This is a genomic window from Xenorhabdus anantnagensis (genome assembly GCF_028598555.1).
Classification (GTDB): Bacteria; Pseudomonadota; Gammaproteobacteria; order Enterobacterales; family Enterobacteriaceae; genus Xenorhabdus; species Xenorhabdus anantnagensis.
Genome location: NZ_JAQRFN010000032.1, coordinates 18,197 through 33,176 on the forward strand (window position 1 = coordinate 18,197; position 14,980 = coordinate 33,176).

Sequence of the window (14,980 nt, forward strand, 5' to 3'; positions counted from 1 at the left end):
CCACGCTGGGTGCGCAGTCTTGAATTTAGGGTGTAGATTTTGGGGGCTTAGTTATCACGCCAAGTTAGAGAGAAAAAGGGGGTGAACTCTTGTTTCAATATGGCACCTAATTTTTGTGCCTCAGCGCCCTTAATTTTAACAGAGAAATAACTGGTAGTACCCCAAATTCCTGTCTGACCTAAATTATAGGACGTGTTACTACCAACAGTTACATAAAGGTACTTATTATTCATTAAATTATATATATCCTGGCTGATTTTTTTGTTGTTATCAGTTGTGAATGCCAAAGAAATAAAATTCGCCGGTTCAGTCCAATAGAATTCCATCATACGCTTAATGTTTATTGTATTCTGATTTATATGTAAGCCACCAAAAAGGAAATAGATATTGTTTCCATAATAGCCCCAACTAGACCCGCCCCAACTAAGAGCTCTTTGGCTTTTGCGTGATGCTATTAGAAAAGACAGAATAGGTTTCCCCGTCTCCGGCTTCAGCAATGTCCAATCACACGCTATCATGTCTTGTTGTTCTGGCGACCAGGGATAGTCGCAATTTTTACCTAAGCTTGATATATAAAGAGGTCTATCCTTTGTCGCATCGGAATGGTAAACGTATGTATTAGGAGCCCAATCACTGCGATGTAACTTATTTCCTAAAAACATTTGACTTAATGCCCAGGGAAAAGAACCAACTGGTGCAGATAAATTGTATTGGTCAGGATTAAACGGACACTTGAGGTCAGCGCTACTCTCTGGCTTATTAACTTCAGACATAAATCCCTCACTTAGAGTTCGTTAAAGTTCAAGGTAATTTCATCCTACTGATAAATCGCTAGTCAATTTTACCTAGGGTGGGTTTTTATCTCAATTTAATACAGATAATCAGAACTAATACGCATTAAAATATGGCTATGTATTATAAAATCTGTCTATTGGTCGAGTGTGCGATTCTCTGAGTTGTAAATTCGAAGTTTGCTGCTGATAAATGCCATGTCAGCCATTAGCCAGATGATAACTATTGTCTGAAAACGGAGAATATGGGTTTATCTATGGGGTTCGGGGGTTGACCATATCACCCAAAAACCAACTTAACATATTTATTTAACAGAAATATAAGATAGTGACCGACTCCGATCAGTTATCCAGCTTAACTGAATTACTTGAATTTGTTCCGATATCGGAATTCCGATAGCGAGAATTTTATTTATCTTTTATTCGAAATAAATCGGTTCTGGTTTTAATTTCGTTTATTTGAGTATCTATATAATGCTTGATATTAAGTCAGAGTATAACTAAAAGTTCTATTAAAGATAAGGTTTTATTGCATGATCTAAGAAAAGAAAAAAAAAGGAAAATGGTTTAAAGTCTATCGCGATGGCGTGGTTGACAGAAAAAAGTATCTCTTCATTATTTTGCCCATCAAAGTGGTAGTCCGGTATTTGATGTAAAATTTTATTATCGCTGGAGTAATCAAAATAGTCGGATTTAATTATAATTAAATTTGGGGTTACCATATTTTCATGATAAAAAACGAATATCTATTGGATGAATTGGAGTAGCAATCATGGATTTTAATTATCGTATTCAAGATAAACACGCAGGTAAATTTGTTAGCTTTGTAATCTTAGGAGTACTGTACTCCCTTGATAAAGAACTCATATCTATTGAGGAGGCAGAAGGATTTATATTCATGCCTTACATTGCCAAGTTATTGAAGAAAACAAAAGTATCTGATGCATTAAGTGATGTTGATGCATTAGTTGAGATTATTGAAACAGGATGTCAACTTGAAGATATAGAAAGTATACGCCCCGCTTTTCTATCAGAATCTATTAATGCATTGATAGAAGAGACGTTATCAGTTATCAAAAATAGCAAAGAAGTTGGAAGATTAGTAAACAAAGAAGTTAACGTACTCAATAGAAAGTAAGCTAGCGGCCTGTAATGTATCAACTTAAATTATTAGCTCAAACACGATCGACAGTCACCCGTTTTGTTTAGTCATTTCAAAGCGGGTGACATCATTTGCAAAATTAATTTATTGGCTGGCATTAAATGCTTCGGCCATTTGCTCGATTTGTTCCTGAATATTCAACCATTCCATTTCAATATCTTCGAGCCTGGACTTTGTTTGTGTCTGCTGATGAAGGCATTCGGTTAATTCAGCCTTACGATGATTTTCGTAAAGCGTATTATCTGATAGTTCTTCTTCTAATCCCGCCAATTCAGTACTCAATTTTTCCATTTGTTTTTCAAGAGCTGTAAGTTGTTTACGTAGTGGTTGAGTCTGATTGCGAAATTCAGCTTCACGCCGTTTTTGATCTTTACGCTCTTGGGCACTGTAATTTTGCGTGCTGTTGTTTGATTCATTGGTGTTTGACGCATTGCTATCTGTTCGTTCTTTTTCTTGGCTGTCACGCACTTGCTGGCGTTGTAGCTCGGTCAGCCATTGCTGGTAATCTTCTAAATCACCTTTGAACGCTTCTACTTTGCCATCATGTACCAGATACAGTTCATCTGTGGTAGAACGCAGTAAATGCCTGTCATGCGATACGACGACCAGAGCACCTTCGAAATCAATAAGTGCTTCAGTCAGTGCTTGCCTCATGTCCAGATCAAGGTGGTTGGTCGGTTCGTCGAGCAGCAGGAGATTAGGGCGCTGCCAGACAACCAGAGCCAGTACTAATCGGGCTTTTTCTCCACCGGAAAAACGCCCGCTCGGATCGGTGACTTGATCGCCTTTAAAACCAAATCCACCCAGATAATCCCGCAGTTGTTGTTCCATCTCTTGTGGCGCTATTCGGGCTAAATGCTGTAATGGCGATTCATCTGCCCGCAGGTATTCCAACTGATGCTGTGCGAAGTAACCCAGTTTAATCCCTTTTGATAAAGCGATTTTTCCTTGCTGGGGTGCAAGCTCATCGGCCAGCAATTTGATCAACGTGGATTTACCCGCGCCATTGCGACCTAACAAACCGATTCGTGAACCCGGTACAAGATTTAATTTGATCGAATTCAATACAGTTTTTTCACCATAACCTGCACTGACTTCTTCCATGCTCAGAAGCGGATTTGGCAGGTTGTCCGGTTGGCGGAAACTGAAATGAAAAGGATTATCGACATGGGCGGGAGCGATAAGCTCCATGCGTTCCAGCATTTTGATGCGGCTTTGAGCCTGTTTAGCCTTAGAGGCTTTGGCACGAAAACGATCAATGTAGCTCTGCAAATGTGCCACTTTTTCCTGTTGGCTTTGGTATAGCGCTTGTTGCTGGGCGAGCTTGGCGGCGCGTTGCCGTTCGAAGGAGGAATAGTTGCCGGTATATTCGAATAGATTCAGTTGTTCAATGTGCAGAATCTTATCAATGATCGGATCGAGGAAATCGCGGTCGTGGGAAATTAGGATCAAGGTGCCGGTATAATTTTTCAGCCATTTTTCGAGCCAGATAACGGCATCCAGATCAAGGTGGTTGGTCGGTTCGTCGAGCAATAGCAGGTCAGAACGACAAATCAGCGCTTGTGCCAGGTTGAGGCGCATGCGCCAGCCACCGGAAAATGAACGTACAGGGAGTTCTAGCTGAGCTTGGGAAAAACCCAATCCGTGCAGCAAGCTGGCTGCTCGTGCGCGGATTGTCCATGCCTGAATGGTATCAAGCAAGCCATGAAGATGGGCAATGGCGTGTCCATCATTTTGTTCGTTGGCTATTTTTAGTTTTTGTTCCAGTTGCCGGAATTCGCGGTCACCATCAATTACGTATTCCAGCGCCGATGTCTCCAGAGCTGGCGTTTCCTGATTCACCCAAGCCAAAGCCCAGTTGTTGGGAAATGTCACGGAACCATTTTCGGCCTGAAGTTCATCCTTTAGTAATGCGAGTAGGGTCGACTTACCACAGCCATTTTTGCCCACTAATCCGACTTTCTGTCCGGGATTAATGGTTGCGCTGGCATTGTCCAGCAGGACGCGAATGCCACGACGGATTTGCAGTGAAGAGAAAAGAATCATAGATGTTGTCTATATATAGTATGTTGAGTTAATAATTAGGTTGATATCTTTCATCTTTCAAGTTGCTGTTTTGTTGATACCACCATGCTGCAATTTGAAATGTATTGGGTACTTATTCAATTTGATTTAATAGCTTGGCGTGCATGGTAGCGGAAAATATGTGTCCTGACACGTCCTGGAGGGATTGATGTTGTTATCTCCGAACATATTGCCGCCTAAAGTGTTGCTGATATATACCCATCCGGAACCGATGAATTCAGTTGCTAATAAAATGTTATTGCAGTTGGCGCAGAAATTAGAGCATGTCACGGTTCATGATCTCTACGGAGTTTACCCTGATTTCTTTATTGATGTCTCTTTAGAACAACAGTTATTGCGCGAGCATAAGGTGATTGTTTTTCAACATCCTTTGTACACTTATAGTTGCCCTGCTTTATTGAAAGAATGGATGGATCGCGTGTTGAGCAGAGACTTCGTTGGTAGGGCGGAGCAGGCGCTTAAAGGAAAGTTTTGGCGATCGGTTATCACGACGGGAGAGCCGGAAGATGCTTACCGGAGAGGAGGATATAATCTTTATCCAATGGAAGAAATTCTCCGGCCTTTCGAATTGACGGCATCAATGTGCCATATGCATTGGTTATCGCCAATGATCATTTATTGGGCCAGACGTCAACGGCCTGAGGTGCTTGCCAGTCATGCGAATGCTTATCAGGAATGGCTGAAAGCGCCATTATCTTTGGGAGGTGGGTGATCATGGAGACTTCAGCGCTATTAAGCGCCAGTGTCGTGTTTTTATTCGCTGCCGTTGTGGCTGTTCCCCTTGCCCAGAAATTCAATATCGGGGCTGTACTGGGTTATCTTATTGCAGGGATCGCCATTGGCCCGTGGGGGCTGGGATTTATCAAGAATGTTGATGAAATCCTCGATTTTTCAGAGCTAGGCGTTGTTTTCCTGATGTTTATTATCGGACTTGAGCTGAATCCAACAAAACTTTGGCAGCTCAGGCGCTCGATTTTTGGTGTCGGTATGGCTCAAGTGGTTTTAACCGCACTGGTTCTCATCTCACTCCTTTATTTGGCGAATTTTGTATGGCAAGCCGCTGTTATTGGTGGTATTGGCCTTGCGATGTCATCTACGGCTATGGCACTGCAATTGATGAAAGACAAAGGGATGACGAGTAACAATGAAAGTGGCAGGCTCGGATTTTCTATCTTACTGTTTCAGGATATGGCAGTGATTCCTGCTTTAGCTGCAATCCCTTTGCTGGTGGGAGGAGTGACAACCAGTGATTGGCGGCATATTGTGCTGAAAATTATCGCTTTTGCAGGCATGTTGTTGGGAGGGCGATATTTACTGCGCCCTTTGTTCCGGTTAGTGGTGAAATCCGGTGTCAGGGAGGTATTTACTGCCGCTGCGTTGCTGATTGTTCTGGGGGCGGCGATTTTTATGGAAGCATTGGGCTTTTCTATGGCGCTCGGTACTTTCATTGCAGGAGTCTTGTTGGCGGAAAGTGAATATCGGCATGAGCTAGAGATCTCTATTGAACCATTCAAGGGGCTGTTGTTGGGGCTATTTTTTATTTCTGTTGGCATGTCGCTGAATTTGAGCATTTTTTTTACTTACTGGCTCAATATCTTATTGAGTGTCTTGGGTCTGGTATTGATAAAAGGCCTTATACTTTATGTGATTGGCAGGATGTCCGGTTTAAGAAAATCGCCCTGCGCACAATTTTCCGGGGTGTTAAGTCAAGGGGGAGAATTTGCATTTGTTTTATTTTCTGAGGCGCTTGAGCAAAGGGTATTGAATCAGAAGCAGGAGTCTCTTTTACTGGCTGTGGTGACATTATCAATGATGACAACACCTTTGGTGATGCTATTAATCGAAAGTGTTTTGGCGCGTCGATATAACACACATGAAAAACACACTGAACAGCCATTTGTGGAAGACAATGATCCTGAGGTGATCTTGGTCGGTTTTGGCCGTTTCGGGCAAGTGGTTGGGCGTTTGCTAATGGCGAATAAGATCCGTATCACTGTGTTGGAACGCGATATGGGTGCAATCAGTACTATGCGTCGTTATGGCTATAAGGTGTATTATGGTGATGCGAGTGAATTGGAACTGTTGCGGGCTGCTGGTGCTGCAAAGGCCAGAGCAATCATCATTACCTGTGATGAGCCAGAAGACACGGTGGCGATTGTGCGCTTGTGTCAGAAACATTTTCCTCATCTGAATATTATTGCGCGTGCAAGAGGGCGTTTGGAAGCCCATGAGCTGTTGCAGAGCGGAGTGAAAGATTTTAGCCGGGAAACATTTTCCAGTGCATTGGAGCTGGGAAGAAAAGCATTGATCAGGTTGGGTATGCATCCACATCAGGCACAGCGTGCACAGCAGCATTTTCGGCGATTAGATATGCGTATGTTGCGTGAATTGATGCCCCATCTGCATGAGGATCTGGCACAGATATCCCGCATAAAAGAGGCTCGCAGGGAATTGGAAGAACTGTTTGAACGGGAAATGATTAATGAGCGTCGCCGACCGGAAGGGTGGGATGAACATGAATAGCGTTGGGGGAAATTATGTCAGTAAGTCGTAAGCGTTTTATCGCGGGAGCTGTTTGCCCAAAATGTCAATCACAGGATACATTGGCAATGTGGCAGGAGAATAAGGTTGATGTTGTTGAGTGTGTCCATTGCGGTCATATACAGAGGCAAACGGATGAAGCTGCCGCATCTCATGTCAGGGAGCAGGAACAGATTATTGGGATTTTTACACCGCAATAAATCAGTACACACACAAGAATAAATCAGTACACATATAATAAATTGTGGATAAATTTTACCGTCGCTAGGTACAGCGACGCAGAATTCCGTTACAATCAGCAACATTTTTTTGAGCTGTAAAAATTTTCCCTCACGAGTTTTCCTCTCTCGGGTATGTAGGAGTTGTCATGAAAGTAGCAAAAGACTTGGTGGTCAGCCTGGCTTATCAAGTAAGAACAGAAGATGGTGTTTTAGTTGATGAATCTCCGGTGAGCGCACCGTTAGACTATCTGCATGGCCGCGGTGGTCTAATCAGCGGATTGGAGAAATCACTGGAAGGTCGTGAGGCGGGTGAACGCTTTGATGTTAGCGTAGAAGCAGATGACGCATACGGTCAGTATGATGATAGTCTGGTTCAACGTGCACCAAAAGATGTGTTTGTTGGTGTGGATGATCTTGAGGTTGGTATGCGTTTCCTGGCTGATACGGATCAGGGACCTATCCCAGTAGAAATCACTGCGATAGAAGGTGATGAAGTGGTTGTTGATGCTAACCACATGCTGGCTGGCCAGAATCTGAAATTCAATGTTGAAATTGTAGCGATTCGTGAAGCAACCGAAGAAGAGTTGGCTCACGGCCATGTGCATGGTCAAGGTGGTTGTGGTGATCACGACCATGAGCATGACGATCATGGATGCTGCGGCGGTAGCTGCCATTAATTCGGGGCTAACTGATAAATCAGGGCTAACTGAAAATCGTTGGTAATCTGAGAAATCAGTAAGCTGTAGAAAAAGGGAAGCGCATTATAAGCTTCTCTTTTTTTTACTTTATTGCTGAGCCTTCCTTGGCAGAGGTTTTCCCTGATTGATATCAGTAATGAGGAGGCGGTGTTTCTTCAGAAAGGGGTGCAATGATGGATGTTTGATGAGTTTTCAGGCGTTCAGTCATTAATTTCAGCTGTTCTTTCAACCTGTCAGTTTCTATCTGCTGTTTTCTCACTTCCTGATTTAATTCTTCAATAGTGGCTTCTTGATAGGCCAGTTTAGTTTCCAGCAGCTCAAATCTTTGTTCAAATTCAGATAATTCCATTATCTTTCCTCCTATTTCTGATCAATTAATTAAATGATGGAGCAATTACTCGGCCAAGTTAACACTATAATACTCAAAAAATTCAGTGAAATAGGATCTTGCGAAACCTCTTTACTTTAATATTGTTCCAATGGTTGCTATTGCGAGGTCGAGGTATAGCAAATATTGTCATTGGTTTCCTCAGGCGGTTATAGTAAATGTTATGTGTGATCTATGCTGATAATAAACCCACCAAACTTCTTGGAGAATAAGATGAAATCATTGTTTAAAACAACTCTGCTGGCAACGACTCTGGCGGTGGCGTTTAGTGTACCTCAAGTCTTGGCTGCTAACACTGAAACTCAAAGTGAGCTAAAACAAAGCGAACTAAAACTGAATAGTGCTTTTAAAACTACAGAACAGCAAAATTCTTATGCTCTGGGGGCTTCTCTAGGAAGCTATATGACCAACGCACTGAAAGAGTATAAAACGCTCGGCATCAATATGGAAAAAGCACAGTTGTTGGCTGGTGTTGAAGATGCTGTAAATAATAAAGCTAAATTGACTGATCAAGAAATTAAGGAAACTCTGTCGATTTTCGACTCTAATATGAAAAGTGCAGTACGAGCCAAGGTAGAAAAAGAAGCAGGTGAAAATAGTGAAAAAGGTGTCAAGTATCGTAAAGAGTTTGCTAAGAAAGCTGGCGTAGTTGAAACCAAAACAGGGCTTCTTTACAAAATTGAAAAAGAAGGTACTGGTAAAGCACCTAAAGAGACTGATACTGTGGTTGTCAACTACAAAGGTGCTTTGATTGATGGTAAAGCTTTCGATAGCTCTTATGATCGTAAAGAGCCTCTGACCATTCGTGTAGACAGTGTTATCCCGGGCTGGACAGAAGGCTTACAGCATGTGAAGAAAGGTGGAAAAATCACATTGGTTATTCCACCTAAACTGGCTTATGGTCAGGCTATGATGCCAGGTATCCCGGCTAATTCTACTTTAGTCTTCGATGTTGAATTATTGGATATTAAGCCTGCTGCTAAGGCAAAATAAATTCTGTAATAATTAAAAGCCAACATTGGCAGGGGCTTAAGGCTCCTGCTTTATTACGCGTTTCTTTTACTCTTCGATTTACTGCTGATGTCTACTTCTATTTGATGAGTAATAAGCTTGGATAAAGAAAAATTAATTTGTTTGCTTATTATTTATATAAGAATTAAATAAGATATTGTTTTTCGTATTTCAGGCGGATTAGGCATAATACTGTGATAAATACTCACGGTATACTCAGCAAGGGCTTGACGGCGATTCGATGTGGTTTTAACGTCACACTTCTGAATAGAATATAGAACATTTTTAAATGTTTTTTGTTGTTAGTGCCGATCGCATGAAGCTATTAATTTACCATTTTGAATTTGGGCTGTGTTCGAAATTTTCACGTACTTCAGGTACGCCCTGATTTCTGTGTAGAGTCCAGATTCAAACTGCCTGCAACAATAGGTGTTTACTGAGGTAGAATCTGAGTTGCAGTAATCTGATTTTATAATAAATCTTGCCCTGAATTTTTGATGAGGCAAAGTCTGAATTTGAAGGATGGTGTATTACATGTCTACCCCGATATTAACTGGTGATAATATATCTAGTGATAATAGTGATATTGATTTAATGGAAAACCAACCATTTAATGAAACTGATCATGAAATTTTAAAATCTTACGAAGCTGCTGTTGATGGCCTGGCTATGTTGATTGGTGGGCATTGTGAAATAGTTCTTCATTCACTGGAAGATCTTAAATGTTCAGCCGTCAGAATAGCTAATGGAGAGCATACAGGTCGTAAGATTGGCTCTCCGATTACTGATTTGGCGTTGCGAATGCTGCATGATATTACGGATGAAGACAGTAGCGTTTCTAAAGCGTATTTCACACGGGCAAAAAGTGGCTCGTTGATGAAATCTATCACAATTGCTATCCGCAATCGTCGGCGTAGAGTCATTGGGCTTTTGTGCATCAATATGAACCTTGATGTGCCTTTCTCCGAAATTATTCAGACCTTTATCCCAGAAAAAACCCATGAAGTTGCTTCAAACGTTAACTTTGCTTCTTCTGTGGATGATTTGGTGGCACAAACGCTGGAATTCACTATTGAAGAAGTGAATGCTGATCGCAATGTTTCCAATAATGCGAAAAATAGACAAGTGGTATTGAACCTTTATGAAAAAGGTATTTTTGATATTAAAGATGCCATTAATCAGGTCGCTGATCGTTTGAATATCTCCAAACATACGGTATATCTCTATATTCGCCAGTTTAAAAATGGTGAATGTGCTAGCTCGGAGAAGTAATGTCGTCACTGTCTTATTGCCTGCTGGTCACTGGGCCAGCTTACGGTACTCAACAAGCCAGCAGTGCCTACCAATTTGCTCAGGCGTTAATCGCTTCAGGTCATAAACTGCATAGCGTGTTTTTTTATCGCGAAGGTGTCCAAAACGGTAGTCAATTGGTCGCCCCTGCCAATGATGAATTTGATTTGGTCAGGGCCTGGCAGGCATTGGCAGTCCAACATCAGTGCAATCTGTTTATCTGTGTTGCGGCGGCATTGCGACGCGGTATCGTGGATGAACAGCAAGCCCGCGAATTAAATCTGCCTGCCGCTAATCTAGCTGAAGGGTTTAAGCTTAGTGGGTTAGGATCGTTGGCAGAAGCCATGATGTTGTGTGATCGTGTCATGCAATTTTAGTTTGAGGCAATTTAGTTTGAGGCAATTTAGTTTGAGACAGCTGAGTTTAGGGAAATAATTAGGGGCCTCCGTAAGATGTCGATGAAATAGCGGGTATTGATGAAAAAAATCGCCTTTGTTTTTACTGAAGCCCCTCATGGTTCTTCTGCCGGTAGGGAAGGGCTGGATGCACTGCTTGCGACGTCGGCATTGACTGAACAGATTGGTGTATTTTTTATCTCTGATGGAGTATTCCAATTGCTGGCCAATCAGCAGCCGGACAAAGCCCTGAGCCGTGATTATATCTCCACCTTTAAGATCTTGCCTCTTTATGACATTGATAAATGTTACGTTTGCCTGGACGATCTGCTTATCCGGGGAGGCAGCCCAGCAAGCAATTTTGTGCTGGAAGCTGAATTTCTTTCCGCCACTGCAATTCGAGAATTGCTGGCGGGCTATGATTTTGTGTTGAAATTTTAATCTATTTCAGGCGGGTAACATGTTATATACTATCAGTCGCTCACCTTACCATGATGACTTCAATGCAATGCTTGGCCTTGTATCTGATACAGATGATGTTCTATTGACTCAGAATGGTGTATTACTGGGCATCAATGATAATCGCTATTTGACTGAGTTAGCCCGTACAGGGGCAGGCATTTATATTTTGAAGGAAGACCTAGAGGCACGAGGACTGTTTGAACAGGTTTCAGACCGTGTAATGGTGATTGATTACAACGGCTTTGTTAGCTTAACGGTAAAACATCAGCAAAATTTTGTCTGGTAGATTAACGGGTAAATCTGAATTGTACTTTTCAGCCATTTTACCAGCATAGAAAAACTGTATATTTCTTGACACCTCGTCAAGTCAGCAATAAAATTCCGCGTCCTCTTGTTTTGTCATTATGACTGGCAGAGGGTAAAATCCGTGTTTACGAAGCAAAAAAACCAGGAGCTTTTTTTATAATGGCAACTATTAACCAGCTGGTTCGCAAATCTCGTAGCTCGAAAGTTGTGAAAAGCAACGTTCCTGCTCTGGAAGCTTGCCCGCAAAAACGTGGCGTATGTACGCGTGTATATACCACCACTCCTAAAAAACCAAACTCCGCACTGCGTAAAGTATGCCGTGTGCGTTTGACTAACGGTTACGAAGTTTCTTCCTACATCGGTGGTGAAGGCCACAACCTGCAGGAACACTCCGTTATTCTGATCCGTGGCGGTCGTGTTAAAGACTTGCCAGGTGTGCGTTACCACACTGTTCGCGGTGCACTGGACTGTGCCGGTGTTAAAGACCGTAAACAAGGTCGTTCTAAGTACGGTGTGAAGAAGCCAAAGGCTTAATGGTTCTCCGTTAAGTAAGGCCAAACATTTTTCACTTTAATGTCAAAATAAACTCGTAGAGTTTTGGACAACCCTGAAATTCGAAACGGAGTATTTCCATGCCACGTCGTCGTGTAATTGGTCAACGTAAAATTCTGCCAGATCCAAAATTCGGATCTGACCTGCTGGCCAAATTTGTAAATATCCTGATGGTAGACGGTAAGAAGTCTGTCGCAGAAGCAATTGTATATGGTGCGCTTGAGACCCTGGCTCAGCGTTCTGGTAAAAATCATCTGGAAGCATTCGAGCTGGCACTGGATAACGTGCGCCCGACTGTGGAAGTTAAGTCCCGCCGTGTAGGTGGTTCTACTTATCAGGTTCCAGTTGAAGTTCGTCCGGTTCGTCGTAATGCTCTGGCAATGCGTTGGATCGTTGATGCTGCTCGTAAACGCGGTGATAAGTCGATGGCTCTGCGCCTGGCGAATGAATTATCTGATGCGGCTGAAAACAAAGGCGCTGCTGTGAAGAAACGTGAAGACGTTCACCGTATGGCAGAAGCTAACAAGGCGTTCGCACACTATCGTTGGTAATCCCTCGTTGGTAATCCCTTTGTTGGTAATCCATCGGCAGTGAATATGTTCTGGGTAGCTGTTTGGCTACCCGTTCTCTAAATTGAACGCCCACGAGAGAGGAAAAAATGGCTCGTAAAACACCCATAGAGCGCTACCGCAATATCGGTATCAGTGCCCACATCGACGCCGGTAAAACCACGACAACTGAACGTATTCTGTTTTACACAGGCGTAAACCATAAAATCGGTGAAACTCACGAAGGTTCAGCAACTATGGACTGGATGGAGCAGGAACAGGAGCGTGGTATTACCATCACGTCTGCTGCGACGACTGCATTCTGGTCTGGTATGGCTAAACAGTATGAACCACACCGTATCAACATCATCGACACCCCAGGACACGTTGACTTCACTATCGAAGTAGAACGTTCCATGCGTGTTCTTGATGGCGCAGTAATGGTTTACTGTGCGGTTGGTGGTGTTCAGCCTCAGTCTGAGACCGTATGGCGTCAGGCTAACAAATATAATGTTCCACGTATCGCGTTCGTTAACAAAATGGACCGTATGGGTGCGAACTTCCTGCGCGTTGTTGAGCAGATCAAAACTCGTCTGGCTGCTAACCCAGTTCCACTTCAACTGGCGATCGGTGCTGAAGATACCTTCACCGGTATTGTTGACCTGTTGAAGATGAAAGCAATCAACTGGAACGAAGCTGATCAGGGAACGACCTTCACTTATGAAGATATCCCTGCAGACATGGTTGAACTGGCTCAAGAATGGCATCAGAACCTGATTGAATCCGCAGCAGAAGCATCAGAAGACCTGATGGACAAATATCTGGGCGGTGAAGAGCTGACTGAAGAAGAAATCAAGGCAGCTCTGCGTAAGCGTGTTCTGGCTAACGAAATTATCCTGGTTACCTGTGGTTCTGCATTTAAGAACAAAGGTGTTCAGGCAATGCTGGATGCAGTTGTCGAATATCTGCCAGCACCAACAGACGTTGAGTCTATCAAAGGTGTTCTGCCAGACGGTAAAGATACTCCAGCAGAACGTCACTCTAGCGATGACGAGCCATTCTCTGCACTGGCGTTCAAAATCGCTACTGACCCATTCGTGGGTAACCTGACGTTCTTCCGTGTTTATTCTGGTGTTGTTAACTCTGGTGACACCGTACTAAACCCGATAAAAGAAAAAAGAGAACGTTTTGGCCGTATCGTACAGATGCACGCCAACAAACGTGAAGAAATCAAAGAAGTCCGCGCAGGCGACATCGCTGCTGCGATCGGTCTGAAAGATGTAACTACAGGTGATACTCTCTGTGACATGGGTTCTCCAATCATTCTGGAGCGTATGGAATTCCCAGAGCCAGTTATCTCTGTTGCTATCGAGCCAAAAACTAAAGCTGACCAAGAAAAAATGGGTATCGCTTTAGGTCGTCTGGCTCAAGAAGACCCATCATTCCGCGTAAGCAGTGATGAAGAGTCTGGTCAAACTATCATTGCAGGTATGGGTGAACTGCACCTCGATGTATTGGTTGACCGTATGCGTCGTGAATTCAACGTTGAAGCGAACGTAGGTAAACCTCAGGTTGCTTATCGTGAAACTATCCGTGCTTCTGTTGAGCAGGAAGGTAAACACGCTAAACAATCCGGTGGTCGCGGTCAGTTCGGTCACGTTTGGTTACGCATCGAGCCTCTGGAAGCAGGTGGTGCTGGTTACGAATTCGCGAACGAAATCGTCGGTGGTGTTATTCCTAAAGAATATATCCCAGGCGTTGACAAAGGCGTTCAGGAACAGCTGAAGAGCGGTGTTCTGGCTGGTTATCCAATCGTTGACATTAAGGTTGCCTTGTTCGATGGTTCTTACCATGATGTTGACTCCTCAGAAATCGCCTTTAAAATTGCTGCGTCCATGGCATTTAAAGAAGGTTTCATGAAAGCGAAACCAGTTCTGCTGGAACCTATCATGAAAGTTGAGGTGGAAACACCAGAAGACTACATGGGTGACGTCATCGGTGACTTGAACCGTCGCCGTGGTATGATCGATGGTATGGATGATGTAGCTACGGGCAAAGTTGTTCGTGCTCAAGTACCATTGTCTGAAATGTTTGGTTATGCTACTGACCTGCGTTCTCAGACCCAAGGTCGTGCTTCTTACTCCATGGAGTTCTTGAAGTACAACGAAGCGCCGAGCAACGTCGCTCAGGCTATTATCGAAGCTCGCAAATCTAGATAAGTTTTCGAGTTTACTATATTTTAGCTCCCTCTTCTCTGTGACGGGGGAGCGGTATTAAGGAATAGAGTCGTGTCTAAAGAAAAGTTTGAACGTTCAAAACCGCACGTTAACGTTGGTACTATCGGCCACGTTGACCACGGTAAAACTACCCTGACTGCTGCAATCACCACCGTTTTGGCGAAAACTTACGGCGGTAGCGCTCGTGCATTCGATCAGATCGATAATGCACCTGAAGAAAAAGCGCGTGGTATCACCATCTCTACTTCTCACGTAGAGTACGATACCCCAACTCGTCACTACGCACACGTTGA

General features: G+C 43.3%; 17 protein-coding genes. 14 read left to right on the forward strand and 3 right to left on the reverse strand.

Annotated features, from left to right (window positions below; translation table 11 throughout):
* Positions 1-47: 47 nt before the first annotated feature.
* On the reverse strand, positions 48-773 hold the full coding sequence (locus PSI14_RS17265) for a Thoeris anti-defense Tad2 family protein (RefSeq protein WP_273577102.1): 726 nt from the start codon (positions 771-773) through the stop codon (positions 48-50).
* A gap of 790 nt (positions 774-1,563) precedes the next feature.
* On the opposite strand from PSI14_RS17265, the gene PSI14_RS17270 reads away from it, so the two are divergent.
* Positions 1,564-1,929 carry a DUF3969 family protein gene (locus PSI14_RS17270; protein ID WP_273555661.1) on the forward strand — a complete coding sequence of 122 codons (366 nt, stop codon included), beginning with the start codon at positions 1,564-1,566 and terminating at the stop codon, positions 1,927-1,929.
* A 108-nt stretch (positions 1,930-2,037) separates the two neighbouring features.
* Here PSI14_RS17270 and PSI14_RS17275 read toward each other — a convergent pair whose 3' ends face one another.
* On the reverse strand, positions 2,038-3,999 hold the full coding sequence (locus tag PSI14_RS17275; protein WP_273577104.1) for an ABC transporter ATP-binding protein: 1,962 nt from the start codon (positions 3,997-3,999) through the stop codon (positions 2,038-2,040).
* A 187-nt stretch (positions 4,000-4,186) separates the two neighbouring features.
* On the opposite strand from PSI14_RS17275, the gene kefG reads away from it, so the two are divergent.
* The 4 genes from kefG to slyD all read left to right on the forward strand — a co-directional run bounded on the left by kefG (position 4,187) and on the right by slyD (position 7,477).
* Positions 4,187-4,750, forward strand: a complete 564-nt coding sequence (gene kefG, locus PSI14_RS17280; RefSeq protein WP_273555663.1) for a glutathione-regulated potassium-efflux system ancillary protein KefG — start codon at positions 4,187-4,189, stop codon at positions 4,748-4,750.
* Between the two features lie 2 nt (positions 4,751-4,752).
* The gene (kefB, locus tag PSI14_RS17285) at positions 4,753-6,561 is read left to right on the forward strand and encodes a glutathione-regulated potassium-efflux system protein KefB (protein ID WP_273555664.1); all 1,809 of its coding nucleotides are present in this window, start codon (positions 4,753-4,755) and stop codon (positions 6,559-6,561) included.
* 14 nt (positions 6,562-6,575) lie between these two features.
* Entirely contained in the window at positions 6,576-6,779 is a 204-nt protein-coding gene (locus PSI14_RS17290) for a YheV family putative zinc ribbon protein (protein WP_092519499.1), read from the forward strand.
* Between the two features lie 167 nt (positions 6,780-6,946).
* Positions 6,947-7,477 (forward strand): peptidylprolyl isomerase, encoded by a 531-nt coding sequence (gene slyD, locus PSI14_RS17295; protein WP_273555665.1) that lies wholly within the window; start codon positions 6,947-6,949, stop codon positions 7,475-7,477.
* Between the two features lie 151 nt (positions 7,478-7,628).
* Here slyD and PSI14_RS17300 read toward each other — a convergent pair whose 3' ends face one another.
* Positions 7,629-7,847, reverse strand: a complete 219-nt coding sequence (locus tag PSI14_RS17300; RefSeq protein ID WP_273555666.1) for a SlyX family protein — start codon at positions 7,845-7,847, stop codon at positions 7,629-7,631.
* A 252-nt stretch (positions 7,848-8,099) separates the two neighbouring features.
* Between PSI14_RS17300 and fkpA the strand changes: the two genes are divergently transcribed.
* The 9 genes from fkpA to PSI14_RS17345 form a co-directional block, all read left to right on the forward strand.
* Positions 8,100-8,879 (forward strand): FKBP-type peptidyl-prolyl cis-trans isomerase, encoded by a 780-nt coding sequence (gene fkpA / locus PSI14_RS17305; protein WP_273577105.1) that lies wholly within the window; start codon positions 8,100-8,102, stop codon positions 8,877-8,879.
* 612 nt (positions 8,880-9,491) lie between these two features.
* Positions 9,492-10,169 carry a helix-turn-helix transcriptional regulator gene (locus PSI14_RS17310; RefSeq protein WP_370688881.1) on the forward strand — a complete coding sequence of 226 codons (678 nt, stop codon included), beginning with the start codon at positions 9,492-9,494 and terminating at the stop codon, positions 10,167-10,169.
* A complete protein-coding gene (gene tusD / locus PSI14_RS17315) occupies positions 10,169-10,564 on the forward strand; it encodes a sulfurtransferase complex subunit TusD (RefSeq protein WP_273577109.1) in 396 nt (131 codons plus the stop codon). The genes PSI14_RS17310 and tusD overlap by 1 nt, the downstream gene beginning before the upstream one ends.
* Before the next feature lie 99 nt (positions 10,565-10,663).
* Positions 10,664-11,023 (forward strand): sulfurtransferase complex subunit TusC, encoded by a 360-nt coding sequence (gene tusC, locus PSI14_RS17320; protein WP_273577111.1) that lies wholly within the window; start codon positions 10,664-10,666, stop codon positions 11,021-11,023.
* A gap of 19 nt (positions 11,024-11,042) precedes the next feature.
* Positions 11,043-11,330: a sulfurtransferase complex subunit TusB gene (tusB, locus tag PSI14_RS17325; RefSeq protein WP_273577113.1), complete on the forward strand. Its 288-nt coding sequence runs from the start codon at positions 11,043-11,045 to the stop codon at positions 11,328-11,330.
* Between the two features lie 179 nt (positions 11,331-11,509).
* Positions 11,510-11,884 carry a 30S ribosomal protein S12 gene (gene rpsL, locus PSI14_RS17330; RefSeq protein WP_010848548.1) on the forward strand — a complete coding sequence of 125 codons (375 nt, stop codon included), beginning with the start codon at positions 11,510-11,512 and terminating at the stop codon, positions 11,882-11,884.
* Positions 11,885-11,982: 98 nt separating this feature from the next.
* Positions 11,983-12,453, forward strand: coding sequence for a 30S ribosomal protein S7 (rpsG, locus tag PSI14_RS17335; RefSeq protein WP_273556705.1), 471 nt, complete (start codon positions 11,983-11,985; stop codon positions 12,451-12,453).
* Positions 12,454-12,560: 107 nt separating this feature from the next.
* Positions 12,561-14,669, forward strand: coding sequence for an elongation factor G (fusA, locus tag PSI14_RS17340; protein ID WP_273556704.1), 2,109 nt, complete (start codon positions 12,561-12,563; stop codon positions 14,667-14,669).
* 69 nt (positions 14,670-14,738) lie between these two features.
* On the forward strand, positions 14,739-14,980 hold a 242-nt coding region (locus PSI14_RS17345; RefSeq protein WP_273575387.1), incomplete at its 3' end, for a GTP-binding protein.

What these genes read in the sequence shown, in the direction of transcription:
- slyD (WP_273555665.1), top strand. Translation starts at nt 6,947, where the DNA reads ATGAAAGTAGCAAAAGACTTGGTGGTCAGCCTGGCTTATCAAGTAAGA.
- tusC (WP_273577111.1), top strand. Translation starts at nt 10,664, where the DNA reads ATGAAAAAAATCGCCTTTGTTTTTACTGAAGCCCCTCATGGTTCTTCT.
- PSI14_RS17290 (WP_092519499.1), top strand. Translation starts at nt 6,576, where the DNA reads ATGTCAGTAAGTCGTAAGCGTTTTATCGCGGGAGCTGTTTGCCCAAAA.
- tusD (WP_273577109.1), top strand. Translation starts at nt 10,169, where the DNA reads ATGTCGTCACTGTCTTATTGCCTGCTGGTCACTGGGCCAGCTTACGGT.
- kefB (WP_273555664.1), top strand. Translation starts at nt 4,753, where the DNA reads ATGGAGACTTCAGCGCTATTAAGCGCCAGTGTCGTGTTTTTATTCGCT.
- PSI14_RS17310 (WP_370688881.1), top strand. Translation starts at nt 9,492, where the DNA reads ATGGAAAACCAACCATTTAATGAAACTGATCATGAAATTTTAAAATCT.
- PSI14_RS17300 (WP_273555666.1), bottom strand. Translation starts at nt 7,847, where the DNA reads ATGGAATTATCTGAATTTGAACAAAGATTTGAGCTGCTGGAAACTAAA.
- PSI14_RS17270 (WP_273555661.1), top strand. Translation starts at nt 1,564, where the DNA reads ATGGATTTTAATTATCGTATTCAAGATAAACACGCAGGTAAATTTGTT.
- PSI14_RS17275 (WP_273577104.1), bottom strand. Translation starts at nt 3,999, where the DNA reads ATGATTCTTTTCTCTTCACTGCAAATCCGTCGTGGCATTCGCGTCCTG.
- fusA (WP_273556704.1), top strand. Translation starts at nt 12,561, where the DNA reads ATGGCTCGTAAAACACCCATAGAGCGCTACCGCAATATCGGTATCAGT.
- PSI14_RS17265 (WP_273577102.1), bottom strand. Translation starts at nt 773, where the DNA reads ATGTCTGAAGTTAATAAGCCAGAGAGTAGCGCTGACCTCAAGTGTCCG.
- tusB (WP_273577113.1), top strand. Translation starts at nt 11,043, where the DNA reads ATGTTATATACTATCAGTCGCTCACCTTACCATGATGACTTCAATGCA.
- rpsL (WP_010848548.1), top strand. Translation starts at nt 11,510, where the DNA reads ATGGCAACTATTAACCAGCTGGTTCGCAAATCTCGTAGCTCGAAAGTT.
- fkpA (WP_273577105.1), top strand. Translation starts at nt 8,100, where the DNA reads ATGAAATCATTGTTTAAAACAACTCTGCTGGCAACGACTCTGGCGGTG.
- kefG (WP_273555663.1), top strand. Translation starts at nt 4,187, where the DNA reads ATGTTGTTATCTCCGAACATATTGCCGCCTAAAGTGTTGCTGATATAT.
- rpsG (WP_273556705.1), top strand. Translation starts at nt 11,983, where the DNA reads ATGCCACGTCGTCGTGTAATTGGTCAACGTAAAATTCTGCCAGATCCA.